Source organism: Niveispirillum irakense DSM 11586 (genome assembly GCF_000429645.1).
GTDB lineage: Bacteria > Pseudomonadota > Alphaproteobacteria > Azospirillales > Azospirillaceae > Niveispirillum > Niveispirillum irakense.
Genome location: NZ_AUCG01000023.1, coordinates 14,868 through 40,559, shown reverse-complemented (window position 1 = coordinate 40,559; position 25,692 = coordinate 14,868). Strand labels below are relative to the sequence as shown.

15 protein-coding genes and 1 pseudogene are annotated in these 25,692 nt (G+C 61.1%); 9 read left to right on the top strand and 7 right to left on the bottom strand.

Features of this window, described 5'->3' with window-relative positions; all coding sequences use genetic code 11:
• Positions 1-12: 12 nt before the first annotated feature.
• Together G473_RS0112510 and G473_RS0112505 are read left to right on the top strand one after the other, a co-directional pair.
• A complete protein-coding gene (locus G473_RS0112510) occupies positions 13-486 on the top strand; it encodes a MotA/TolQ/ExbB proton channel family protein (RefSeq protein WP_029013373.1) in 474 nt (157 codons plus the stop codon).
• A complete protein-coding gene (locus G473_RS0112505) occupies positions 486-812 on the top strand; it encodes a DUF2149 domain-containing protein (protein WP_029013372.1) in 327 nt (108 codons plus the stop codon). The genes G473_RS0112510 and G473_RS0112505 overlap by 1 nt, the downstream gene beginning before the upstream one ends.
• A 44-nt stretch (positions 813-856) precedes the next feature.
• On the opposite strand, the gene G473_RS29935 is transcribed toward G473_RS0112505, so the two are convergent.
• Genes G473_RS29935 through G473_RS31215 form a run of 3 tightly spaced genes read right to left on the bottom strand, consistent with a single transcriptional unit; the run spans position 857 to position 1,940 of the window.
• The gene (locus tag G473_RS29935) at positions 857-1,159 is read right to left on the bottom strand and encodes a DUF736 domain-containing protein (RefSeq protein WP_281169923.1); all 303 of its coding nucleotides are present in this window, start codon (positions 1,157-1,159) and stop codon (positions 857-859) included.
• A gap of 45 nt (positions 1,160-1,204) precedes the next feature.
• On the bottom strand, positions 1,205-1,777 hold the full coding sequence (locus tag G473_RS26705; RefSeq protein ID WP_425411578.1) for an IS5 family transposase: 573 nt from the start codon (positions 1,775-1,777) through the stop codon (positions 1,205-1,207).
• Positions 1,665-1,940: a transposase gene (locus tag G473_RS31215; protein ID WP_425411577.1), complete on the bottom strand. Its 276-nt coding sequence runs from the start codon at positions 1,938-1,940 to the stop codon at positions 1,665-1,667. The genes G473_RS26705 and G473_RS31215 overlap by 113 nt, the downstream gene beginning before the upstream one ends.
• Positions 1,941-2,305: 365 nt before the next feature.
• Here G473_RS31215 and G473_RS0112490 point away from each other — a divergent pair, with 365 nt between their 5' ends.
• The 6 genes and pseudogenes from G473_RS0112490 to G473_RS31005 form a co-directional block, all read left to right on the top strand.
• On the top strand, positions 2,306-2,956 hold the full coding sequence (locus tag G473_RS0112490; protein WP_051330226.1) for a response regulator: 651 nt from the start codon (positions 2,306-2,308) through the stop codon (positions 2,954-2,956).
• Positions 2,957-3,246: 290 nt separating this feature from the next.
• Positions 3,247-3,639, top strand: a complete 393-nt coding sequence (locus G473_RS0112485; RefSeq protein ID WP_029013368.1) for a hypothetical protein — start codon at positions 3,247-3,249, stop codon at positions 3,637-3,639.
• Between the two features lie 211 nt (positions 3,640-3,850).
• Positions 3,851-7,171 (top strand): hypothetical protein, encoded by a 3,321-nt coding sequence (locus G473_RS0112480; RefSeq protein WP_029013367.1) that lies wholly within the window; start codon positions 3,851-3,853, stop codon positions 7,169-7,171.
• Between the two features lie 2 nt (positions 7,172-7,173).
• On the top strand, positions 7,174-8,430 hold the full coding sequence (locus G473_RS0112475; protein ID WP_029013366.1) for a hypothetical protein: 1,257 nt from the start codon (positions 7,174-7,176) through the stop codon (positions 8,428-8,430).
• A 27-nt stretch (positions 8,431-8,457) separates the two neighbouring features.
• Entirely contained in the window at positions 8,458-18,675 is a 10,218-nt protein-coding gene (locus G473_RS0112470; RefSeq protein ID WP_029013365.1) for a hypothetical protein, read from the top strand.
• Between the two features lie 65 nt (positions 18,676-18,740).
• Positions 18,741-18,929: pseudogene (locus G473_RS31005) on the top strand (transposase); the annotation flags it as partial.
• A 108-nt stretch (positions 18,930-19,037) separates the two neighbouring features.
• On the opposite strand, the gene G473_RS29295 reads toward G473_RS31005, so the two are convergent.
• From G473_RS29295 to G473_RS26695, 4 genes are all read right to left on the bottom strand, one after another.
• Positions 19,038-19,649, bottom strand: coding sequence for an FMN-binding negative transcriptional regulator (locus G473_RS29295; RefSeq protein ID WP_051330225.1), 612 nt, complete (start codon positions 19,647-19,649; stop codon positions 19,038-19,040).
• Complete coding sequence (locus tag G473_RS0112460) at positions 19,650-21,131, bottom strand: NAD-dependent succinate-semialdehyde dehydrogenase (RefSeq protein ID WP_029013364.1); 1,482 nt, start codon at positions 21,129-21,131, stop codon at positions 19,650-19,652.
• Between the two features lie 129 nt (positions 21,132-21,260).
• Positions 21,261-22,595 carry an MFS transporter gene (locus G473_RS0112455; RefSeq protein ID WP_051330224.1) on the bottom strand — a complete coding sequence of 445 codons (1,335 nt, stop codon included), beginning with the start codon at positions 22,593-22,595 and terminating at the stop codon, positions 21,261-21,263.
• A 466-nt stretch (positions 22,596-23,061) separates the two neighbouring features.
• Entirely contained in the window at positions 23,062-24,075 is a 1,014-nt protein-coding gene (locus G473_RS26695; protein ID WP_051330223.1) for a LysR substrate-binding domain-containing protein, read from the bottom strand.
• Positions 24,076-24,355: 280 nt separating this feature from the next.
• Between G473_RS26695 and gabT the strand changes: the two genes are divergently transcribed.
• On the top strand, positions 24,356-25,627 hold the full coding sequence (gabT, locus tag G473_RS0112445) for a 4-aminobutyrate--2-oxoglutarate transaminase (protein ID WP_029013362.1): 1,272 nt from the start codon (positions 24,356-24,358) through the stop codon (positions 25,625-25,627).
• The last annotated feature ends 65 nt before the right edge of the window (positions 25,628-25,692 follow it).

Sequence of the window (25,692 nt, the reverse complement as noted above, 5' to 3'; positions counted from 1 at the left end):
GAGTGATCATCAATGAATGTGTTGGAAGCCGGGCTTTACGATCTGGCGGGTCTGTTCATGGTCCCGGTCATGCTGCTGATCCTGGCGGCGCTGGCCTATGCCTTCCTGGCGCTGGGCGGCTTTGGCATGGAGGCGTGGCAGCGCCTGCGCGGCCGCCACCATTCCGCCCTGTCGGCCTATCAGGCCAAGACCGGGGCGGCTTCGGACGATCTGGAACTTTGGATCCAGAAGCGGCTGGAATGGGTGCGCATCGTGTCGCGCACGGCACCGATGCTGGGGCTTGTCGCCACCATGATCCCCATGGGCCCGGCCCTGCTGGCGCTGACCCGCAATGAGGGGGCGACTATGGGCGAAAATCTGGCCGTCGCCTTTGCTGCCGTGATCCTGTCGCTGGTGGCGGCCAGCATCTGCTTCTTCATCCTGACCATCCGCCGCCGCTGGCTGCTGGAGGAACTGCGCCAGATCGAACGGGCGGGGGGCAAGTGATGCGCTTTCTGGAAGGGGATGAGGCGGACGATCCGCTGCTGTCAGTCGTGAACCTGATCGACCTGTTCCTGGTGGTCATCGCCGTGCTGATGATCGTGATCGTGCGCAACCCGCTGAACCCGTTCAGCCAGGATAAGGTGACGGTGGTCGAAAATCCCGGCACGCCGGAAATGCGCATCACCATAAAGGATGGCCAGGAATTGATCCGCTATGACAGCACAGGCCAGATCGGCGAGGGCAAGGGCGTCAAGGCCGGCATCACCTATCGCCTGCCCGATGGACGCATGATCTATGTGCCGGAGGGAGAACAAGAAACGGAAAAATAATTCCTGACTGGCCATTTCAGCCGTTTAGTCAGCGGACATTTGTATCAGTGACGCCTCCATATCAGCTTTGCTGACACATCATCTTCGCAAGGGAACGGAGCAGCGCTGATTGGACACGAGAAAGCCGGATCATCGAGACGGATGCGGAGAAAAGAAAGGCTTGCATCGTTATCGGTTCCGGCCTCCCAGGCGTCCCCAATGTGATGGTGGCCCAGTAGAAGGCGGTAGGCCGGTGCAGAAGGATTGTCGCGGCCGTCGTTCGGGACCAGCCGTACTTTGGCATTGATGGTCAGGGTCCGGATGGTTCCGGTCCAACCGCCATCTTTGGACTGCGTGAACTTGCCAATGGTTGCAATGGCTTAGTCCTCCGGCTCTTTAGGGTTCAGACTCAATCAGGTCCAGTACGCCACGATGGTTGCAATTGCGAGGGTGGAAAGGAAGTTTCTGGCGAGCTTGTCGTATCGGGTGGCGACGCGGCGGAAATCCTTGAGGCGGCAGGAGACGGCCTCGACCCTCCATCGGAACTTGTACCGGACCCTGTCGAAGCGGATGGGCTTCTTGCGTGACTTTCTTCCAGGAATGACAGGCTTTGCGCCCTTCTCCTTGATCTTGGCCAGCAGTTTGTCGCTGTCATATCCCTTGTCAGCCAGGACATAGCGGCAATCCTTGACCTCGGTCAGCAGGGTCTCGGCCATGGTAATGTGGGAAACGTTGCCCGCGGCACATGCAAGGCCACCGGGCGGCCGAGCGTATCCGTCAAGGCATGGACTTTTTGTGGTCTGGCCACCTCTGGAAATGCCAATGGCTTGCGCCTTGGCTCCCCTTTTCCGCCGTGAGCATACAGATGCGCCTTCACATAGCTGCGGTGATCCACTGCCTGGCGGCAAGCGCCTGCAATATCCGGTGCCAGTGCTTGCGACCAGACCAGCGGTTGAAGCGATTGTAAACCGTGGTCGGCGGGTCATATTCCGACGCGCAGTCCTTCCAGCGGCAGCCGCTCTTGAGTACATGAATAATCGCGCTGATAATCCGACGGTCATCAACACGCGGCGCCCTAACGGTATGGCGGGGAAGGTGTGGCTCAATCGCCGCCCACGCTTCATCCGAAAGCCAGAAAATCTCCCGCACTCAATCCATCCAACGCGTTAAACACACCTTGGAATCACATTCTAACAGCAATTTCAATGCTCTGTTCTGGTTCTGACCCTAGGACTTTTGAATGTCATCCGCCGTTGTCCGCGCGAGAGAAGGTGGAACGGTATTGTCGATAAGCCTGCGCCGCAGCAGCTTAAACCAACCCAAAAAGACAGCTTTCAGGAATTTTCTGATTCTATACAAACCCATTAAATAGAATATAATAGTGATATATTTTCAACTAAAAATGTATGATATAGGATCAATGCTGAACTGAGACCGGAAATGCGTCATTTGGCATCGGGGGACGCCGTTGCGGCGTTACGATCTTGAGAAGTGGAACGTCGTCTGCGCACCCGGTGCGTGTTCTCCTGACGCTGGCAGACGCCCCCATTCGGAGCGAAATCACCGCGGCGGTCAAAAACATCGCCCATATTGACCTTGTTGGCGTCGCTGGTTCGTTAAGGCAGGCTCGCTCCTATTGTCTCCTGCATGATCCTGACGTGCTTGTTATCGATCTGGATATGCCCGACGGCAGCGGTCTTGACCTGATACGCGAATGCCGAAGACTCTCTGCGACAATGGAAATAATGGTCATTTCACCGGTTGCGGATGATTTAACAGTCCTTGCCGCGATTGAGGCCGGGGCGACAAGCTATCTTGACCAGACCTTCCGGGCCGTCGACCTGATCGCTGCCATTGATAATCTCAGCCATGGTCATTCGCCAGTGACGTCTGCGGTTGCCCGTATCATGATCCGACGCATTCAGCAGATGGCTCCGCCGGCCACGGAGAAACGCGCGATATCTGCCATCACTGACCGGGAACGTGACGTCCTATGGGGGTTGGCAAAGGGATATCGGTACTCGGAAATTGCAACCATACTGAGCATCACGAAGCATACGGTCATTTCACATGTGAAAAGCATATGTCGAAAACTACAGGTTAACTCTAGAAGCGAGGCTGTATTCGTGGCGATAAGTCAAAATATAATATATATCAAAAACTAAATTTGAATAAACATTTAATTTACCATCGAATTTTTCAAATATCATTTTATTTTATTTGGAAAATTAATTATTTTTCAAAATATATTTGTATTTACATACATATATGAATCTAAAAATCTATAACTAGAATATTTAAAATAGTGATTTTACGGTTAATTATAAGTCAATCCCTCTAACATGGGATGCGCGTGCGGGTCTCCGGAGAGATATTTCCAAAGGATTGTACAGTCCGATTCCGTTCAGAAAATGCCTGCCACTTCCGCAAACTTCCCTGTCATGAGGATTCCGCAATGGGCTCGAACGTCACCGCGACCAATTATCAAGGCCCCACCAGTTGGATTGTCGTTATCCAGCCGGGCCCCAACAACAACTATGCCGGCAACGCGACGCTGAGCGTCTATATGACCAGCAGCAGCACGGCGTTGACGAGCTTCACTTTTTCCGATGGCAACAACACCTGGACGTCTGGTCGCCAGGAATATGTGTCCGGCGATTACACGATGACGTTTGATCACGCAACCTGGTCGCCGCCCTATACGACCGCCTCGGGCAATGTCTCTGGCACCATCGTCATTTCCGACCTGGTCGTTAAGCAGAACCGAACCACCGTTCTGACTTTTTCCGGCACCTTGTTCCAATGGGACGTGACGGGCGCATTCAGTATTCCGGGGAACGCCGCCTAAGGTTGCCACGCCCCGGAAGCCGTACTTTGTCGCTATTGCGGCGGGGCGGGGCGTCAACTGCTCAGCTGGCCCGGGCATCTCGCTGAGGCGCAAAGCCAGCCCGACGGGCGGATTAACCGATGGTGGTCGGGTGGGGGGGGGCCGACGAACAGGTCGCCCCCCACTAAGCCGACGTTACCGATCTTGAAGCCATCCGCAGGGGAACGGCTACATGTCAATCCAGCTTGCGGTCAGCCGTGCCTGCCCCTTCCTGTATGAGCCGAGCGGGATTGCAAGCAAGGGAGATGGCTGGTTCGCATTTCTGCTCCCCCTTTCCACATCGACTCCCACCCCGTCGCTGCTGCTCAGTGACTGGACCTGGCCCGTCGGCGGCAGTTCCAACTATCCGCACTATTCGGGGATCTGGGTCTTTGCCCCTGCCCCGCCGACGAACCTGAACGCGTTCACCCGGTCATTATGGGCAAGCGACGCAGGGAAAGCCTTCATCACTGCTTCCAGCAAGACCAGCTATCTTGCCTGGTACGATCAGGCGACCCTCGAAGAGCTGGGCGAGCCCAACTATGTCTCCACGTCTATCGCAACACGGTTGCAGACGACGGGCAATACCGACCTGCCATTTGGCGGCAACTTCTCCTTCTATATCCCGCCGGGAAGCGAGATCGTGTTTGATGCGACGACCGACCTGCTGACGGTGACGGCCGCCAACCGGTACGGCTTCAATGCCGGCGCATCCACCGTCTATGGCTTTTCATCCACGCTCACCATCGGACTCGGTGCCGTCGGTGCCGGGATTATCAGGCTGAGCGGCAACCTGTCGTTCCTCGCCTCGCCGGAATATGCTAATATTGGTATCCATTTTCAGTATGGAAAATCTGACGGGTCAGTCGCCTTCCTTGACTATCCGGTCTTCGACATTCCACGCTCGCTCACCATCGCCTATGCGGTCAGCCTGGACCCTTGCGCACCGTTTGATCGAACCCGCACGCGTTTTGCCTTTGCTTCTGAAGCCGGGTCAAGTGGCGATGTGCATACCGGCCCGCTCAACAGCGGGTTTGCAACACCAACGGGACAGACGCTGCTGCTGACACCCCTGACTGGTTCAGCCCTGGTCATCCAGTCCCTTTACGGAAGCAACGGCAATAGCGCCTTCACTCCTGACGGTCCCTTCCAAGCCAGCCTGTCATCGCCGGCGTCAGACGGGTCGATTCCGTTGCTATGTGGTGCTGGCGGGCTGGAAAGCGTGCTCGGTTACGACGACATGGTCTGCGACTTCGTGGCCGGCGCCGCCTATTGCCCCTTCGATCCGACCTCCACCGGACGGATCAGTATTCTGCATCCCCTGGATGATTTGGGCGGGAGCGCCATCACGGCCTGGGTTCGGGTGATGTCGGGGGATCAAGCCGTCGCCGCCAGCTACCGCACACAATCAACCCAGTCGGCACTGTTCGAAGCCAGCGTGACAGAGGGAGATTATCTGTTCAGCAGCGTGAACCGGTCGCTTCTCAGCGCCCCGGCGCTGCCAGCCTTGCCGATCGCGCCCTATGGCTGCGCTGATACCCTGCTGACGACCGTCCCTTACACAGCGTTCCGCGCCTTTGAGACGCGGGTTCTGGCGCCATCGCGTTTAAATCATGTGCGGATGGCCGCCACCGCATCGGAAGATCGAGAACCAGCTTTGACGTCCGCGGCCACGACGGTACAGAACTGGGTGACCAATGCCGGGCTCGTGGCGGCGGCGACCGATACCGAACTGACCACGATACAGATCACCAGCACGGTGGACGCCGCCAGCGTCACCCAAATCTGGTCGATCTCGGACATTTCGACAACTTTGCAGACGGCCTTAGCCGCCAGCGAATGTTTCGTCGTTGCGACCCGCACCACGGATGATGATGGCGCGTGCCTGTTTACCACAAATGGAAGCGTTGCCTTCTATGACTGGACATTCGCGCCAATTGTCGGCACCACGCAGTTCCTGATCTTCAAATTCGCCACGGACGACATCCAGAGCCTCGCCAGTTGCCTGTCGAGTTGGACGGACGCTACCGCCTTCAACGCCGACCCGGTCGAAACGCAGAAGCGGCTTTTGACGGTGATCGACAGCATCCAAGCAGCGGCGAGTTCCGCGGACAACCAGATCGCTACCCTTTATACGACGCTGTGGAGCGCGATCAGCGATCCGGGCTGGAATGGGATCATGACCTTTTCCGTGCCGGCCGTGGCGTTGCCCGACACTGTGTCGAGCATGCTGGCTGGGCAAAGCCTGTCAGCCGTGGCGCTGGCCGTTCAAACCAACGATCTCGGCACCGATGTCGGTGGCACGGCCAGTATCACCGGTAGCGCGCCCTTCGCCGTCGTCGATACCGAAACGGATGATGCCGGCTCCTCATCGGCCAACGGGGGCGACTATGGCTACTGTCTGGATCAGTTGCTGGCCCGGTTTGACAATGACACCCTGACCAGCTTCAACGCCACCGGACGGCTGGAGATTAACAGCTTGTTTGGTGTTCCCTCCGCCCTGCAGGATGCGGGGGGAGGTGATGCGGCGACCAACATCATATCGCTTATGGGCACCTATCAGCAGCCTACGGCGGACGGATCACCTGGCTACTACGCCTTTACAGCGACCGGGACCGCAACCTTCCGCGCCGCCTACGAATATGCCACCGTAACCACCGCAGCGAAGATCCTGAACCAAGTGGAGATCGACAGCGTGCAGTTCGTGCCGGTGGACGACACGACCTCGCGCTTTTCCCTCAGCGGCTCGTTGAGCTTCTATCCACCGGATACCGGAGACAATGGGGTCGGTGAAGATTTTCCCTCCCTCTATCTGGGACCGTCGCCCACAATCGATCTTTTCAATTTCGACGCACTTGACTACAGCGATCTGGGTATCGTCATGGTCACGGTCACGGGTGGCGCTGCCAGCTATACGTTCGATGTCAGTGCAGTGCGATTCCCCACCCCGAGCGTCGGTCTGCGAACCGGTCTCGCCACCGATCTGCCCTTGACCGCAAGCGGCATCAAGGCGGCCGGAAGCATTTCAGGGCTCAACGCAATTTCGGTCAACGTCCCGACAAGTTGGACCGTCCCTGGCGATGATTTTGATTTCGCCATCGCATTCAACGTGAATCTCGGTTCACCGGGCCTGCAGGCCTCGCAGACGAGCAGCCTGACCGGAAGCTTCTATCTTGGGTGGACGGCCGATGGCAGTTACAGCCTGGGCCTCCTGATTGATGGAATTGGACAAAATTCGAGTGTCACGCTGCAAGGGGTTGCCACCCTGTCCATCGGGGCCATCGCCATTGAGGGGCTTCTGCTGACCGGCGGGGCGTCAGTCCGCACCATTCTTACCTTGCAGCAATGCTCACTGCGGTTCATGGGCGCGAATATCCCGGGCTCTGCCCAACCATTCACCATCCCGATGTTCGGAATTCCCTTCGATGGCACGCCTGGCCTCCAGGCTACCACCTTGCTGTGGTACGGTGCCGCGACGACCGCCGCCGACATCGCAATCGGCGGAGGTATCTGACGATGTATGTTCTCTACTGGAACATTCAGAATATTACGTCACAACGCTATCTGGAGCCGGGCATCCAGCACGTCATCCAGTCCTGCCTGAATTCCGGTGCCGGGCTGCCGGATATCATTGTCATCGTCGAAGTCTATTGCCGATCCGCCAACAACATCAACGGACGGATCTTCACGACCGAGGGCACCGCCGGCCTGCAATTGATCTTCGGCTGGCTGCTGGCTCAGAATCCGAACTATGCCTGTATCCCGCCGGTGACGGTCGGCTGCTTCGGCCGCTGCGAGGCGGTCGGCGTCATCTATCGCAGCGATCTCTTCCAGTTCCTGGGGCCCCATAGCTGGAGCAATCTCGGCCCGGTTCCAGCTGCGATCATGAACCTGCCTGCCGCGAATGTGCCATGGCCCTGGTACGGCATCCTGTGGGCCTATCAGCAGCGGAAAATCGCCAACCCGGCCTATCCGGTCAATCTGAACGTGGCCAATCCCATGTTCGTCCCGGAACCCTATCCCGACCCGTGGGATTTGTACGCGCCGTTCAACGTTGCCGCTCCCCTTGCGCCGACGGTCTTCTATCCCAATCCGACGGTTCCCGCGATTCCCTGGGCCGCTCTAGACTGGGGGAATTTCTATTCCGGCTTCAGGCGTTTCCCGTGGGAAGTCAGCCGATCTCCCCTGCGCTGCACCTTCGGCGACGTCGTGAACCAGCAGGTCCTCGACCTGTTCGCGCTCCACACCTCGCCTGACACGGCTGTCGAAGCCCTCGAGGAAGTTGCCCGATTGCCCGAGGTTGCCATAGACGACGGATTTTCAAAACTGATCGTCGGTGATTTCAATGTGCCGGCAACCGGCATCGGTGACGACTATGACGATTTCCGCGCGTTGAACTACACCCTGGCGCAGGAGAATAATTCCACCTTTTTCAACACGCATAACCCGCTTCCTTATCAGAATCCGGCGAGTTATCGAGGCGCCGGCCTTTATATCGACAATATGATCTACCGGCGGCTGGTGCTCGCGCCGGCCAATTTTTATGTCGTCGATCAGGTGCAGGGTACGCTGCCTTTCTGGCCAAGCCAGCTTGAGACGCCGCTCTACAACCTTGCGGGGGGTGCAAACTACACTGGGAATGGCGCTCTCGGCGCGTTCCAGTCCTGGGCCAATATCGGCCACATCGCTGTCCGTCCCGCGGTCGGCAACGCCCACATGCATTACGGCGCCTCCGATCATCTGCCGCTCGCCGCCGCCTTCGCCTACGTCTGATCCACCTCCGTCTGATCGGGGTCCCCCATGTCGATCGATACGATCTACGCCACGCTACAGGCGCAGGGTAATCCCGTCTCCCTGGACGATGCTTCCCTGGGCACAGCGGGACTGGACGCGGTGCTCGGCAGCAGCGGTTTGCCCGTGGCAATCATCGTCACCTTGCCAGGCGCACTACCGGCACCGGTCGGGGACACGCTGAGCTTCACCGGCACCTCCACATTCCTGGCAGGAACGGAGCAGGCATGGGGCGGCACCAACGGCTTTCTCGACGGCGATCCCTTTGATGTCGCCGTCACCATCACGGACGATGGCGCAGGAACCGTCACCCTGTCGGTGACCGTGGATCTGCCGGACGGCTGGGTCCTTGGCGACAGCTTCTACGCCTTTACGGGCGGTTCCTTTACAGCGGACGTCTTGCTATCGCCGTCACTCGCCTTCAACTATGGCGTAGCATCGGTCTCGGACGGCCTCACCCTGTCGGCAGAGATCAATCCGGTCGGCCCCCTGGTACCGTTGGACAGCCTGGCGGAAATACCGGATGGCACGCGGGCAAGCGGCCTGATGGTATTGAATACGGGCGGTCCCGCCTTCATCCTTAATGCCGCTCTGGGCAGGGTGAAACTGACGCTCTACACGCTGGACGACCTGAGCAACGCCAGCTACCAGCTTTCCTTGAGCTATTTGGTTGCCGAAACGGTTGAGGCGGACAGCCCGAACGTCGTGCCCGATACAGCCAACCTCTTTCAGGCGTACAGCAATACGGTCAGTTCGTCATCGGGTGCCCCCTACCGGATGCAGCTCACGCTGGGACAGGCGGACAGCGTCACTCTTACCTATGTCGGCGATGCGTCCAGCAATGGCGGCATGACGGACAGCGTCTATGACAGTCTGTTTCCTGACGCAGCAGCCTATCCGGGCGAACTGAACTCGGCGATGGTCGCCAGCGCTGCCGGGCTCACCGCCTTCGGCGTCACATCTTTCGGCATGCGGGGTAATCCGCAGACCGGCAACGTCGATATCGTCTTCGCAACGCTCGGCATGACGAGCGAATGGCAGCCGGTCGCTTCGCTGCCCGAATTCGTCGTGAAGAAGTTCGACATGAACTGGTCCTATCTCTTCGACCAGTCTGGCAGCCTGTTCGGTTCCATTGCGGCGGCTCTTGATCTGGGTGGTGTCGTCTTCTCGCTCGACATTGAATATCCGTCGATGTCCTTTTCCGGCAATGTGGTCGCATCCGTCTCGTTCACGCTGTCCCAACTCAACGGCACGGTTTTCGACGTCTTTCCGAACCAAGCCCCGGCCAATCCGGACCTGGCCAGCATCACCTTCAGCGATTTCGGCGTTTCGCTGGATTATTACACCAGCGACGTCGTGTTTTCATGCACGGCCGACGCCGCGATCACCCTGTCGGGGGTGGATGTCATCCTCAACTCTGCATCGCTTGAGATGGCCTACAGCACGGCCTCCGGCTCATCCTACGCACTGTCCGGCATCTTCTCGGTCGAGAACTGGCGGTTCGGGATCTCGGCGCGGATAACCGAAACAGCCATGCTCTTCAGCGGCAACCTGTTGAATGCGCAGGTCGTCATCGTTTCCGATGTCGTCAACCAGCTTCTGGGCGATGTCGCGACCCCGAATGAATTCTCGCTTGCCCTGACCGTGGAATCCTTCGCCCTGTCGATCAGCAGCGGCACCGGGGTCGAGGCGACCGGGGCGGTCGCCGTGTCGGGATCGGTTGCCTGGGATCTGCTGGCCTGCGGCGTCAATCTTGGCGGCGATTTCGGCTTCGACATCCAGTCGATAGATTCTTGCGCCACATGGACTGGCAGCATTGTCGGGGATGTCGCCATCGCCGGCCTCACTTTTGATGTCAGCTATGTCTGGGGACCGACAGTAACGCTGCTGACCGGGACGTTTGCGAGCGGTGCCGCCTATGACTGGAACGCCTTCGTCGCGACCTTCGGCAATACGCAGGAAAACTATCCCGGCAACACCACGATCCAGCCGAACCTGGAGACCGGCGCCTCACTGACCGTATCCTATGATTTCACCCACAAAATCTTCACCATTATCGGCAGTGCCGCGACGAGTGACGTGGGCATGGCCGGCTTTTACCAGCAGCTCCCGGCGGTGGTGAACAATGGTGCAGGGTTTGGCTTCGCGGCCGGCGTGCAATTCACACTGACGCCTGGATTCTTCGCCGGCATCGCCGAAGACCTGAGCCTGTTCGACACGGATGAAGTCTACAGTTTCGGCTTGTCGACGACGATGACGATTACCTACGCCAATTTCCGCAGCACGACCTACCAGCCACCGGTCGGGTCATCGGGGTTTCCAGGAATTTATCCCGGCATCACGTTCACTGGCACCTTCTCCTGGACCGCCTGCGACGACAGCACGACCTACGGCGCCATGTCCCTGATGACAACGGATACGGCGACGCTCGATATCGTCATCGGCTTTTATTACGACGATTTCGGGAACTGGTTGTTCGAATTTGCTGGCGCCATTGAGAATATCGCGTGGACCCTCGGTGAATCGACCACCCTGAACGGCGCCTCCGTCGCCTTCACCATGACGGAACTCGGCTATTACGAGGTGCTGGTCAGTGTTGATCTGTCGCTTTATCCAGGCACAGGGCGCGTGATCCCGTCCACCGATGCCGGACACGACACGCTGAATTTCCTGGGCGAGATCGCCTTCATCGAAAATCTCGGCGCGGTGACGGGGTTCGCCGCCATCTTCATGAATTCCACTTGGTATGAGCCCTTCGACATCGAAGGGTTGGTGGTCGGTCAGATGGGCCTGCTGCTGGGCATTGGGGAAATCGCCGGGGAGCCGGTCCCGTCCTTCGGGCTGACCGGCTTTCTGTCCTACACTCCCCTCGACATGCAGGCCTACCTCTCCATCTATTTCAATGGGGTAAGCCCCCAGGACAGCCTGTTTATCGGCAGTTTCAGCGAGATCGACTTCATGTCCTTCTCGAAGATGCTGGCCTGGGCAACCAACACGACAATTCCGTCCCTGCTGCAGGAGACGCTGGATGTCTACGGGGTTGAACCGATCCCGCTGGACGTAGCCAGCGCGACGACAACCCTGACCCAGGCGGATTTCGACGCCCTCAACGAGTATCAGATTCCGGATGCCTTCCGGTCGCTGGTGACCGAGCTGGGCTACCCGATGGGGCCGGAAACCTCCAGTTCCACCTGTGTGACCCAGGTGGTGGTCCGACAGAATATCGACGATCCCAACAATGAGTGGTTTATCGCCGACTATACGACCGGCGACATTTTCCACCTGATTGAGGAGACGACCAACCCGGTTTCCTACAGCCTGTCCATTGATCCGTGGATCTATGTGGTTCCTGCCACAACGACGTTGGGAAACATGACCTTCTATGAGGGCTATGGTTTCGGCGCCCGTCTGCTGCTGGTGGGCATGACATTCGACATCTACGCCAAATTGAAGCCGCTTAGCAGCGGCAATTGGGCTGGCTATTGGGGGCTCCAGTTCAACGCCACCGCCAGCGACCCTGTTTCCTATCCGGTGATCCCCGGCGGCAGCGCCTGGAGCCTGCTCACCATCACCGCCTGCAGCGACCCGGACAAGGGTCCGTCGGTGGCGCTCTGCACCTATCAGGATGGCGACACCGAACCTTATTTCCGGCTGGATGCCGATGTGACGCTGCTGGGCATCCTGTCCGCAGGCGCCCTGGTCGAAATCCTGACAAGCGGACTGAGCTTCTATCTGGACCTGTCGTTGACCCTGCCGGATTTCAGCGGCGATGGGACATCCTGCGCCGCGCTCAGCGCCTCCATGACCTGCCTGATCAACGAGCAGGAGGGCTTCACCGCCAGTTTCCCATTGTCCTTCGCCATCACTGCGACGACGGATTCTTATTCGATCGGCGGCGTCATGGTGCTTCCGGCCATTAAACTCGACACCAGCATGGGCGTCCAATTTACCGTCAGCTTCCCCTATGCGGCAAGCGAGGCTCTAAACGCCAGTTTCGTCGGCAATATTGTCTTCACCTGGGGCGACCAGACATTCACGGCGTCGATTGCTTTCACTCTCGGCGATCTCGACGCGCTGATGGAGACGATCACCCAGTGGGTCATTCAGAATGCGGAAACCCTGCTGAAAGATCTGCTGGAAGATACCGCGGACTGGGCGCGGGCCGTCGCCAATGATCTGTTCCGCATGGAGGCCGATGCGACCGCCGCAGCGCTGAAGGCGCTTGGCGCCGGTTATGAGGACGCGGTCAAGCTGATGACACAGATCGCCTACACGGCGGACGAGGTCTATTATGCCGTGCTGGACGCCTATGCGATGGTCGATGATGTCGACGCCCTGATACAGGCAGTGACGGATTCATTCCGGCTTCAACTGAACTACGGCGCCATCACTCAGAATGTGGCGCCCGCCACCACCGATACCGACCCGACGGCCTTGATCGCCTGGCTGGCCGACACGGCAGCCGTGGACTATCAGACTTTCCAGTGGACGGCGATGAACCAGTCCTCGGCCGGCGCCATCGTGGCCGTCACGGCATCCTTGTTGGACGAGATCACGCTGGATGTGACGCTTGCCGATCCGGGGCCCTATGCCGCCCATTTCAAGGGACTGGGAATCGACGAAATCCTTCCCTATCAGCGGCTCAGCGATACGCGAGGCGTCTTCTCGGCATCCTTCAAGTCCAAGACGGAACGGGTGATGTCCTTCGGACCGTTTCAGTTTCAGTTTCCGGACATGGAACTCTCCTTTTACACCGATGGGGCCTGGGAACTGAATTTCGGCTATTCGGATGATTTGAGCACACCCGGCTCCATTGCCCTGTCCACTCCCGCCTATCTCAGCCTCACCGGTCAGGGCGGGTTCAAGCTGTATAGCCTGTCAACCGGTACGACCCTGCCCTCGAACTGGAAGCCTGTGAACTATGCCTGTGGCGTCTCGGCTTCCATGTCGATGTCGGCCACCGGCAGCGTCGATGACGGCATGCTGAAGGGCAACTGGTCGCTGACCTATACGGGCGGCTTCACTGCCATCGCCGGCTATGGCACGGGATACGACCCGAACAGCACTTCTGACGATCCCGTCACCGATCAGGGCGACCGGACGCCCTCCCAGTTCAACGCTACCATTACCCTTGGCTTCTCCGGCGCGCTCTATGGAACAGTGGATTTCGGGCTTGTTTCTGCCTCGGTACATGTGTCGATCAGCCTGTCACGGGCCATCAGCTTCGACTATGGCGAGCCCGTGTCGCTGTCGACAACCGTGCATGTGAAGGTCGGGGCTTCCATCCGGATCAAGCTCGGCTTTTTCACCATCAAGATCAGCTTCACTTACTCCTCAGACGTGGCGGTCGGCACGGTCCTGCCCTGGTCGTTTGAGACGAGCCCGCAATCGGCGGCCCTGGCCTCCACCGCCTATGAGCCGATCGCTTGGCGGCAGCGGCGGACATTGCCGCAGGTGTCGCAGTCGGCAGCTACCTCCACGGTCCCACTGACCCTCTGGTTCCTGCCCGAACTGACCCTCACCTACGAGGCCGGGAAATCCGGCACGCCGCAGGTGCTGTTCAATCTCGCCATCGACTATGCACAGTCGAACCCGAACTGCACCTTCAACCTGCTGATGCGCACCCTGCTGCAATGGGCCCTGGAACAGGCGGGGGAAACGGGCACGGACGGAACCCTCACTGTCTCCGCATTGCGGAACCTGCATGGCCGGCTGCGCGCTAAGCCGCGTCTCAGCCGGCTCTATGACGGTGACGAGCCGACGACCCAGCTCACCTACGCCACCCTCGTCTCCTTCTTCGAGGAGAGCTTCACGTCTGTGACCATCGCTGCCGTTCCGGCCAGTGACGGCGAGCAGTCGGCAATCACCTTCGCCATGATTCCCGACCTGATTTCCTATGGGGCCAAAACCGACGGCACAATGCAGCCGATTACCGACTTCGCCGCCTGGAACATGCAGCCGGTGACCTATGAGGATGCGGTCGTCGCCTATAACGCGTTGTTCCAGGTTTCTGGGGAAGACGACAACACGGCATCTCTTTCCCCGGACAGCGCACCCGCCTCGCTCGCAACATACGTCTTCCTCGCCTATTTCGAATATCTGCTGCAGAGCGGCAGCAGCGAGGCCTTGTCCCAGACCGGTGCCGTCACCCTGGACATGATCACCCAGGAGCAATGGGACGCGTTGACCTTCGACCAGACCGCGTCCGGCGTCACCATCAGCTTCCGCGGGGGCGTTCAGGTGCCGGTGACGGTGGCGGATGGTTCCGACCGGGAAGCGCTCTATCTAGCCTCGGGCCAGCAGACGGCACTCTCCGCCATCACGCCGGACTCCGGGTCGGGCACCTGGTCCACCGGCGTCGATCTTACGGTGCAACCTGGGGCTGGCGGCGGCTGGCTCAGCGTCGATGCCGGCGTGCTGGGCGCCTTCTCCGCCGATAACATCAACGAGATACTCGACCTCAGCGTTGATGCGCCCCTGGCCTTGCAGCCGTCCTCGACGCTGACCGCCAGCGCCACATCCTATGTCTTCTCCACCTTCACCGGCTATCAGCCGACGGGCGCCGTCGCCAGCACCCTGGCCGACATTCCGGCGAGCCTGCTTGCCGCGCCCGGCACGGTGATGCTCTATGAAGGCACGACGGGCGGTTCCGGGACAGCGGTTGCCGCTGATATCCAATGGGGGGCGCTGCTCACCGTCACCCTGCGAAAGGTCACTTATTCCGACGGGTCGCAGGATGAGACCACCTATGCCCTGGCGGGCATCGCGACCGGTGACGTGGATACACTCTATGAACTACAGAGTGCTGTCCAGGACGGCATGACCTATAGTCTGACGCTGCTGCTGCCGACCGCCGGAGGCTATGTCGATGGCAGCAACATAGCAGCCGACACCGTTCTGCTCTGTACGAATTTTTCCACTCAAGGAACGCCGTCGACGGAAGCGGTCTACTCCTCCGCCCTGGCAGACGATACAGGACAAGGAGATTCGGTTGCAGATGCCGCCTTCACAGATGTGGTAGATGCGCTTCAGATCCTGATCAACTTCAGCCAGACCAACGCCGCCGGCTATTACCTGACGCTGCTTACCGAGGATCAGGGCCTGACAGCCCTGTTCTCCGGCAGCGTGACGGCTGATGTAGCGATCCTGGCACGGCGTGGGACGGCGGTCAGCGGATCGATGGCGACGGCTTCCATGGCCGGGGATACAGTCCTTCTGGTGGCGCAATCAGCCGACACGCTGGACGGATCGGGCATGTATGCGGTTTCGACGACGGCGTTGAGCTACCAGCCTTCCTACGATCCCGGGATCCTGCCGATTTCAGTCACCCGGCCTAATCCCGATCCGAGCGGCGACAGCGACGAGCGCCAGACCTGGCTCGACCAGCTCTACAGCATCTTCAGCGTTGCTATCACCGGCACCGGTTATGCCGATCTCGGCTTCGCTCCACCCGCCAGCCCTTCCGACGACGGCGATACATGGACTTATTTCATGTCGGTGCCGCTGACCAATCTGCTGGCGACGGGGCCAAGCGACGATCCCTATGCCGCAGTCGGCACCATACCAACCGTGACCGCCCAGATCCGCGATTCTTTCGGCAATGCCACCACCACGGATCTGGCGCCGTTCACCGTCGCGCAGACATATACTGACCTGCTGATCGGACCAACTTCCTGGATCGGCAGCCAGCTTCTATGGGAGCCCGGCGAAACGGTCGCGACACTGGTCCTCACGCTCAGCATCGACCAGACCATCCTGGACACCAATGCCGACACGGCGCGGCCGCTCTATGAGCAGGCGCTCTGGCAACTCAGCCGGGCGGCGGATGTGGCATTCCAGATCACCAGTTCACTGGCGCCGAACACCGTCACCATTATCGATGCGGCTGGGCAGCAGGCGATCACCGCCTATGTGGCGGGCGTGTCCCTTTATCTCGACGGGGAAACGGACCAACTGCCGGACCCTGTCACCCTGACCTGCACCGTTGCGCAAGCGACGACCGGGATGCCTCCTGTTGCCATCACGGTGGATTTGACCCTGATGCGTGTGGCCAATGTGGACGCCACCGATGCGGCCCTGCTGCCTGGCATCGCCGCTGTAACGGCACCTGCTACCGCGGACATGACGGAAGGGCTGCAGGCCTTCGCAGCCCGGTTCCAGGCTGATTTCCCGGAACTGGTGCTGGCCAGCGGCGTTTCCGACGGCAGCCAGCTTTGGGCCATCGCCGCATCCTTGTTGGCTCCGGAAATCGCCGGCAACGCCACTTATTTCGCGCCAGCACCCGCCTATACCAGCCTGCAATCGGGAACGGTCGCCATTCCGTTATACAGTTTCGCCGGTGGCACCGGTGGCAGCGCAGAGACGGCTTACTCCTCCGTCGACTGCGACAGCCTGCTGCAATCCAGCTTCTCCTTCATTGACCAGATCCTCGGCGGCAGCTATGCCGCAGCCTCCTATAAGGCCGATCCCGACGATTATCGCCGCCTCGTCTCTGGCCGGGCGGCGCTGGGGCAGCTCTACAGTGAGAAACAGCTTCGTTATCTGTTCGAGGATCAGGCGGACAGCGACGCGGATGCCGAGAGTCTGGCCCAGGAGACCTATGCCGACCGCCTGCAGAACGCCCTGTCCGACGCTTATGCGATCGACGGCGTCTTCACCTTCCCGGCAACCTGGGATAAGACGCTGCCGGAGGGCTGGCAAGGGCTCGGCCTGACGCTGTGGGGGCAGGTAGCACCGTCGGACGGGTCGAGCGGCGCCCTTTCGACGACATCGCAGCTAACCCTGTCCGATGACGGGTTGGAAACTGCGGCGGCCCTGCTTCCCTTCGTCTTCCAGCCGAGCGACCTGACCGCAGATGCCACGCTGGAAACCCCGCTGACCTTCAGCGTCAGCCATGTCGGGATGGCGGGAAGTGATGGTGAAACCTGGCTCGCCCTGGCGATCCCCGTATCCCTGGCGATCGGAAGCGGGGATGTGGCGCTGCCCGTGGTGGATCGTTTTTTCCCGGAAACGCCCACCCTCGACAGCCAGACGGCCACGGCGGCCGGAACGGCGGCATCCTTCGATGCCCTATTCGACTGGACCTATGGCGCCACCCTATCCGTCGAGCCGGTAGCGCAGGATGTTGCCACCCTGACCATCAAATATAATCTGGACAGTCAAAGCACGGCGCAGGCGGCCAGGGTCACACTGGCGGCGGCAACGCCGGCCCTGACCCTGGCGCAGGCTTCCGTCCGGTTTCAGGCGGGGGCTGCCCAGATTCAGCCGGTGCTGACCGAACTTCTCGATGACGGCGAGAACGCGGCGGAAATCGTCGAAGCGCTTGCCGATCTGGTTGACGGGCTGCGCTACAATACGACCTGGAGCGACGCTTCGACCAGCATGGCAATGCTGTCGGCCGTGGAAACCATGCCGCCGACGGTACTTTCCATCCAGATGCAGGAGACGGACCCGGATACGGGGCAGTGGACCCTGTCCATTTCCGCCACGGACCTGCCGGCAGGCGCCACCCTGTCGGCCACCGTGACCAATGCGGCAACTGGCACAGCGACCGCCTCGACCTCCGGGTCTTCGCTGTCGGTCACCTTCACGCCCGTCGCGACCAACACTCCAGTCGATCTGCAGATTTCCATCGCCGGTCTGGATGTGCGGCTGTTCCACAATGCGCAGACTTCCGTCTATGTGACCCGCAATGCCGACCTGGCGGGCCCCAGCGGGGGCATTATCGCGCTCGATTTCATCCTGACTACGGCTGAAGTGGAGTTTCCGCAGCCGGTAGCGCCGGTCATTTCCGGCCCGTCCACCGGCTACGACATCGCTTCCATCGTGGCCCCCGCGGATAAAAGCCTTGGCGGTTGGTTGGATGCCCTGCTGACGGAGATTGCGGGTACCGCCGCAGATCCGCGTATAGCGGTCGTGCTGGGATACCGCTTTGCCCTTTACAAGGGAAAGGACGCGACCGGTGTGACCCAGACCGCCTATGCAACGCAACCGGTGACGGTCAGCACCACCGTCCAATTGACAGATGTGGCGGACAGTGGCCTCACCATTGCTGATTATGCCGACAATTTGGCCGACGCCTTCACCCAATGGGCAGCCGCCCAGCCCAGCCCGTCAGAGAGTGCCGAGATTCTGGTGACGGTCTATCTGTTCGCCGCTGCGACATCGGCCAGCACCACCTTGATCAGGCTACCGAATCTTTATCTGTCTATGGCAAACGTCGAATAATGCCACCGGTCAGAGGCCGTTTGACAAGGCTTGAAGCTGTGTTGTTGGCGTCATTCAAGCTTGGGATGTGGACGCGAGCGGGCCGTGGCCGGATGGCCGAGATCGAGAAGAAGACGAAGCGCTACCCGACGGACCTGACAGATGAGGAATGGTCACGGATCGCAGCGTTTTTGCCGCCGCCCGGCCTGACGGACCGGAAGCGGGATGTTGACCTTCGGGAGATTTTGAGCGCGATCCGCTATATGGCCAGATCCGACAGGGCACGGGGCAAAGCCGCCGTCTGTTCCGCCAAGGCCATCAGCCGGATCAACTCTGGAAGGACAGGGGGGCCGCGGCACCATCGACCACGGCCCCCCAGCCGGTCAGATGGCATCTGCCATCAGCCGGGCGAGGTCGGTTTCCGTCCCCCCACCCTTGGCCGTCAGGGCGCAGATCACGCGCATCCGGTCACCGACCGGGTGTTTCTGCCCCAGCTTGGTTGCGCCCTCAATCGCCTCCACATGGATGCGGAAGGATCGGATCATGGGCAGCAGGAAGTCCACGCGCCCTTCCGGGGCCTTTTCCAGCCGCCACGGATCACGCGCACCCTGTTCCGCCACCGCTGCCGTGCGGCGCAGCACGGCCAACTGCCCTTCCCCATCATCAATGGGGGTCAGCCGGCCCCGAACCTGGGCGGTGACATAGTTCCAGGTCGGCACCTCCGGCTTTTCCCGGTACCAGGCGGGGGAGATATAGGCATGGGGTCCGGCGAAGATGGCCAGGATCGGCATCCCCTCTTCCAGCGTCGCTGCCTGCGGGTTACCGCGTGACAGATGGCCAACCAGTCGGGTCTCGTCGCCATCACGTTCAAAGCAGATGGGCGTAGATGTCGCCATCAGGGGCGCATCGCCGCCCCCGGTGATGAACTGGGCGAACGGATAGCGATGGATGATGGCAGCCGGGTCCATAGCCCGGTATTGCGGCGGCACATACATTCAGGCCCCCGGTGCCAGCGGCGGCACGTCGATGCAGATCGATTTGATGTCCAGATAATCATCCAGCCCGTAAAAGCCGCCTTCCCGGCCCACGCCGCTTTCCTTAACCCCGCCAAAGGGCGCACCCTCGCTGGTCAACAGGGCCGTATTGACGCCGATCATGCCATATTCCAGCGCTTCCGACAGGCGGTGGGCGCGGGCCAGATCGCGTGTGTAGAAATAAGCGGCAAGGCCAGCGCGCGTGTCATTGGCGATGGACAGCGCCTCCGTCTCCGTGTGGAAGCGACGCAGGGCGGCCAGCGGGCCGAACGTCTCTTCCCGCGTCATATCAGCCGTGGGCGGCAAATCCACCAGCACGGTCGGCTCATAAAAGCGCCCTTCCGCATCGGGCGTGGCCCCACCGGTCAGGATGCGGGCACCGCGGCGCACGGCATCATCGGCATGGCGGGCCACCTTCTGGATGGCGGCACTGTTGATCAGCGGCCCCATCTGGGTTGCCGCCAGCAGCCCGTCGCCCAGCTTCAGGGCCGCCGCCCGCTCCGCCAGCCGCGCGGCGAACCGGTCATAAATGCCATCCTGCACCAGGAACCGGTTGGCAGAGATGCAGGTCTGGCCGGCATTGCGGAACTTGGCCAGCATCGCGCCTTCGATGGCCGCATCCAGATCGGCATCATCAAACACGATGAAGGGCGCATTGCCGCCCAGCTCCATGGAAATGCGCTTCATCGTCTCCATGCAGCGACCGGCCAGATATTTGCCGACCTTGGTAGATCCGGTGAAAGACAGTTTGGCGATGCGCGTATCTTCCACCATCACATCACCAATGGCCTGCGGGCGGCCGGTGACGATGGAGAACACACCCGCGGGCACGCCCGCCTGTTCGGCCAGCACGGCCAGCGCCAGGGCGGAATAGGGCGTCAGTTCCGACGGTTTCAGCACCATGGTGCAGCCCACGGCCAGGGCCGGGCCCACCTTGCGGGCAATCATGGACGAGGGGAAATTCCAGGGCGTGATGGCCGCCACCACCCCCACCGGGGTACGGGTGACGATCATCCGCTTGTCCGCCCGGTGGCCGGGCAGGGTCTCGCCATAAACCCGCCGCGCCTCGTCGCCATACCATTCCAGGAAAGCCGCCGTGGACCGCACCTCGGCCAGGGCCTCAGCCTGGGGCTTGCCCTGCTCCCAGGTCAGGATACGGGCCAGATCGCCTTCATTTTCCTGCACCAGGGCAGCCCAGCGGCGCAGCACCAGCCCACGTTCCTTGGCAGACAGCGCCCGCCATGCCGGCTGGGCGGCGTGGGCGGCAGTCACCGCCGCCTCGGTCGCCGCCGTGCCCAGGTCGGGCACGGTGCCAATCGCGATGCCGGTCGCCGGATTGGTGACGGTCAAAAGCGCGCTGCCGCCAACCCATTCCCCATTGATGAAGGCGGACTGGCGGAACAGGTCGTTCCGGCGGATCGGGGGCGGTTGGAAATGCGGCATCTGTTTTGGCTTTCCGGCACTGTTCGGTTGCCTTCACCTTAGGCAAGGGACCGTGCCGGACGGGAGATGCCAAAACCGCCCCCGGCGGTGACCCCATGTCACCAGTGCCGGGGACGGCAAACAGAGGGATCAGCCCCGCACAGGCGTGAAATGATCTTCCCGCAGTGAGCGCCCCGCCGTTTCCGGCATGAAGCGCAGCGCCACCAACCCGACAAGGCAAGCCAGCATCATGTAGAAGGCCGGCATCAGTTCATTACCGGTCAGGTCGATCAGGCCGCTACCGATAACGGGTGCCGTGCCGCCAAAGAGGGAGGTGGAGATATTATAGGCGATGGCGAAACCGGCAAACCGTACCTGGGTGGGGAACAGGGCCGGAAAGGTGGCCGAAATGGTCGCCAGTTGCGGGACGTAGAGCAGCCCCAGCAACACAAACCCCACAATCGCCCCCATCAGCCCCTGCGACATCAGCATGTAAAGCGGTACCACCAGCACCAACAGCCCGATCAGGGAGAATTTCCACAAGGGCCGCCTTCCCACCTTATCGGACAAGCGCCCGGCAAAGGGCAGAAACACCATCATGAATAGCATGCCGATGATCGGCACGATCAGCGCCTGATCATGGGTCAGGCCGATGCGCCGTTGCAGATATGTCGGCATATAGCTGAGCAGCGTGTAATTCACGACATTCAGCGCCACGACCAGCCCCCCCACCACCAGCAGCGGGCGCCAGTGACGGCGTGCCAGTTCGCCCAGGCCGGGGGCCCGGCGCTCCGCCGCCTCGGCCGCCGCTTCGGCTTCCCGGAAGACGGGCGTATCCTCGATCCGGGATCGCAGATACATGCCGATCAGGCCCATAGGCGCCGCGATCAGGAAGGGGACGCGCCAGCCCCATTCATACATCGCCTGTTCCCCCAGCAGCAGGGAAAAGCCCAGCATCAACCCAGCCCCCAGCGAAAAGCCCGCCAACGTGCCAAATTCCAGGAAACTGCCGAAAAAGCCCCGGCGGTCATCGGGGGAATATTCCGCCATGAAGGTCGCGGCACCGCCATATTCCCCGCCGGTGGAAAAGCCCTGGATCATCCGCAACAGCACCAGCAGGGTGGGCGCCCAATAGCCGATACTGTCGTAAGACGGGATCAAGCCGACGCAGAGCGTGGCGCCGGACATTAAAAGGATGGTCAGCGCCAGCACCGATTTACGGCCCATCCGGTCGCCCAGCGGTCCCCAGAACAGGCCCCCCAAAGGCCGCACCAGGAAAGAGATAGCGAAGGTCGCCAACGCAAACAGCACCGCCTGTTCCAGATCACCCGGAAACAAGGCGGCGGAGATATAGGTGACGCCATAGGCGTAGATGCCGTAATCGAACCATTCCGTGGCATTGCCCATGGCGGATGCACCAATGGCGCGGTGCAATGTGGCACTGTCCGGCGGGGCCGGGCTCTTATCCGTTTCCTCCACCATCATTGGCCGATCACCGGCAAAAGCGGGGAGGATTTTGAAAAACGGGTCATTTATTCTGTCTCCTGCGGTTGGTGCATGGAGCGTGCGGCAGCCGGCAGTTGCGGCGTGCCTTGGATCAGTGGTCTGTGGAATGCGCCGGGAAGAAGAAGAGTTCCCCCATAAAGACCGGCGGGGGACAGGCGGCATCGTCAGGCGATACCCCCTTACCAATGCATCCCGGGGCGGCATCCAGGGCTGGAGCGGGCGTGAAAACGCAAATCAGGGAATGTCCAGCCGCCGCCCGGGTCTGGTGACCACGAGGAAAATCAGGCGGGGATAAATCGTGTGTCGATGGCGGGTCCGTCGTTGCCTTTGCGGGTCAGCGAACGGCAGCCGCGAAGGCGACCACCAGGGCGCAAAGTAAACCCGCAGGCGATGAAGGTCCACCTCCTTGGCTGGATCCGGCCTGAATGGCCGCCTCCCGCGCCTGTCAGGTGCTGCGTCCGCCAGCGACCAGGGCCTTGGGCATTTCCTTTGCCACCGCTGCCAGCAGCCATTGCCGGAAGCGCGCAATGGGGGGCGCGCGCCAGCGGTCCGCCCTGGCAACGAACAGGTAGGAACCCAGCGGCATCAGGTGAAAATCCGGCAGGTCGGCCCCCACCTCCACCAGACGGCCCGCCGCCAGATCGTCAGCCGCGATCAGATGGTTGCCCAGCGCGATGCCCCGGCCACGACGGGCGGCATCCAAAGTCAGATGGGCGTGCCACAGGCGCGGACCGGTCAGGTCCGCGTGCCCGATCACGCCATGGCCGGACAGCCAGCAGCCCCAGACATCAAAACTCTCCTCATGCAGCAACTGATGGCGCAGCAGGTCGCGGCAGGTGGCAATGGGCGGGAATGCTGCCAGATAATCCGGGCTGGCCAGCGGGATGGTCGGCGGTTCCGCCACCTGGACCGACTGCACGCCCGCCGGCAGGACCAGGGGCGGGCCATAAATGGGGGAAAAGCGGATATCCACATCCGCCTCATGCCGTGCAAAATCAGGCGACGTGTCGGTGGGCCGCAACTCGATATCCAGGCCGGGATTGGCCGCCTCGAACGTGCCCAGCCGCTCCATCAGCCAATGGAAAGCGAAACCCGGCATACACCAGATCAGCAGGCGGCGGTTATCGCTGCTTTTCATCAGGTCCATCGTGGCGCTGGCGATGGAATCCATGGCCTCAGCAATGCGGCGATGATAGCGCGCACCGTCTTCCGTCAGCACGGCACCGGTCCGGCTACGCTCAATCAATGCGGTGCCGGTCCAGGTTTCCAGCGTGCGCAGATGCCGGCTGACAACCGCATGGTCCAGGTCCAGCACTTCGGCCGCCTTGCGCACCCCACCCAGCCGCGCCACGGCATCGAAAGCACGCAAGGCAGCAAAGGGCGGCAGCGCCTTCTTGCCCGGCAGGCTGGACGGGTTGGCGGTGCCCACGGGCTCCGGGGCGGTCTTTATGTCGGACATGCTTGTTCCGATAACGGGCTGATGGCGCAGCTTGCTACGAAAGGGCCGGTGCTTACAAGGCGGGCCGATGGCACCTTTGGTCAGGCCGGCAGACGTTTCACGCAATCTGGCTAAGCATCCAAGCCCACAAACGTATGATTTCCGCCCTTTTCCGGCGATGCCTCGCGCCGGGATGGTGCCCCAACCTCACCAACGGCGACCCATTAGGCACTGCACCCCGCCGCAGCAGGGGGGCGATACCGGTAGTGGTTATTTCCCCTTGCCTGCCGGATCGCCGACCATGACCAGCAATGAAAGCCTTCTGAACCGCCGCAACGCCGCCGTGCCGCGCGGGGTTGCCACCGCCTTCCCGATCTATGCCGACCGCGCTGAAAATAGCGAGTTATGGGATGTGGAAGGCCGACGCTATGTCGATTTCGCCGGTGGGATCGCGGTGCTGAATACCGGCCATCGCCATCCCAAGGTGATGGCGGCTGTGGCCGCGCAGGCGGCCCGCTTCACCCATACCGCTTTCCAGGTGGCTTCTTACGAGAGCTATATCGCGCTGGCGGAAAAGCTGAATGCCCGCGCCCCTTTCCAAGGACCGGCCAAGACCATCTTCTTCACCACAGGTGCGGAAGCGCTGGAAAACGCGATCAAGATCGCCCGCGTCGCCACCGGACGGCCCGGCATCATCACCTTCACCGGTGCTTTCCATGGCCGGTCGCTGCTGACCATGGCCATGACCGGCAAGGTGGTGCCCTACAAGCGCCAGTTCGGCCCGATGCCGGGGGAGGTGTTCCATGTTCCCTTCCCCGCGCCACAGAACGATGTCACCGTCGCTGACAGCCTGAAGGCGCTGGAGTTCCTGTTCGCGGCCGATATCGGTCCCGACCGGGTGGCCGCCATTGTGATTGAACCCGTGCAGGGCGAAGGCGGGTTCCACCCCGCCCCGGTGGAATTGTTGCAGGCGCTGCGCGGCATTTGCGACCGCCACGGCATCCTGCTGGTGGCGGACGAAGTGCAGGCCGGCTTCGCCCGCACGGGCAAGCTGTTCGGCATCCAGCATTCCGGCGTAGAGCCCGATCTGGTGACGGTTGCCAAATCCATTGCCGGCGGCTTCCCCCTGTCCGGCATCATCGGCAAAGCCGCCATCATGGATAGTGTGGAGCCAGGCGGCCTGGGCGGCACCTATGCCGGCAGCCCGCTGGCCTGCGCCGCTGCCTTGGCTGTGCTGGACGTGATCGAGGAAGAGGGGCTGTGCGCCCGCGCCGATGCCATCGGCAACCGCATCAAGACCCGTCTGGCCGCCCTGTCCGGCCGTGCCGGCATTGTGCCCATCGCCCATATCCGCGGGCCAGGCGCCATGATCGGCTTCGATATCACCACCGCAGATGGCAAGCCCGACCGCGATGCCACCGCGCGGGTCACCCGCAAGGCACTGGAAGAAGGGTTGATCCTTCTTTCCTGCGGCACCCATGGCAATGTCATCCGCATCCTGGTGCCGCTGACGGTGACAGATGCGATACTGGCGGAAGGGCTGGATAAGCTGGAGCGGGCTTTGGCCGTCTGAACAGCACGCCCCGCCTAACAGAAAGGTCCGCCAGATCATTCCGGCGGACCTTTTTCATGACCGGA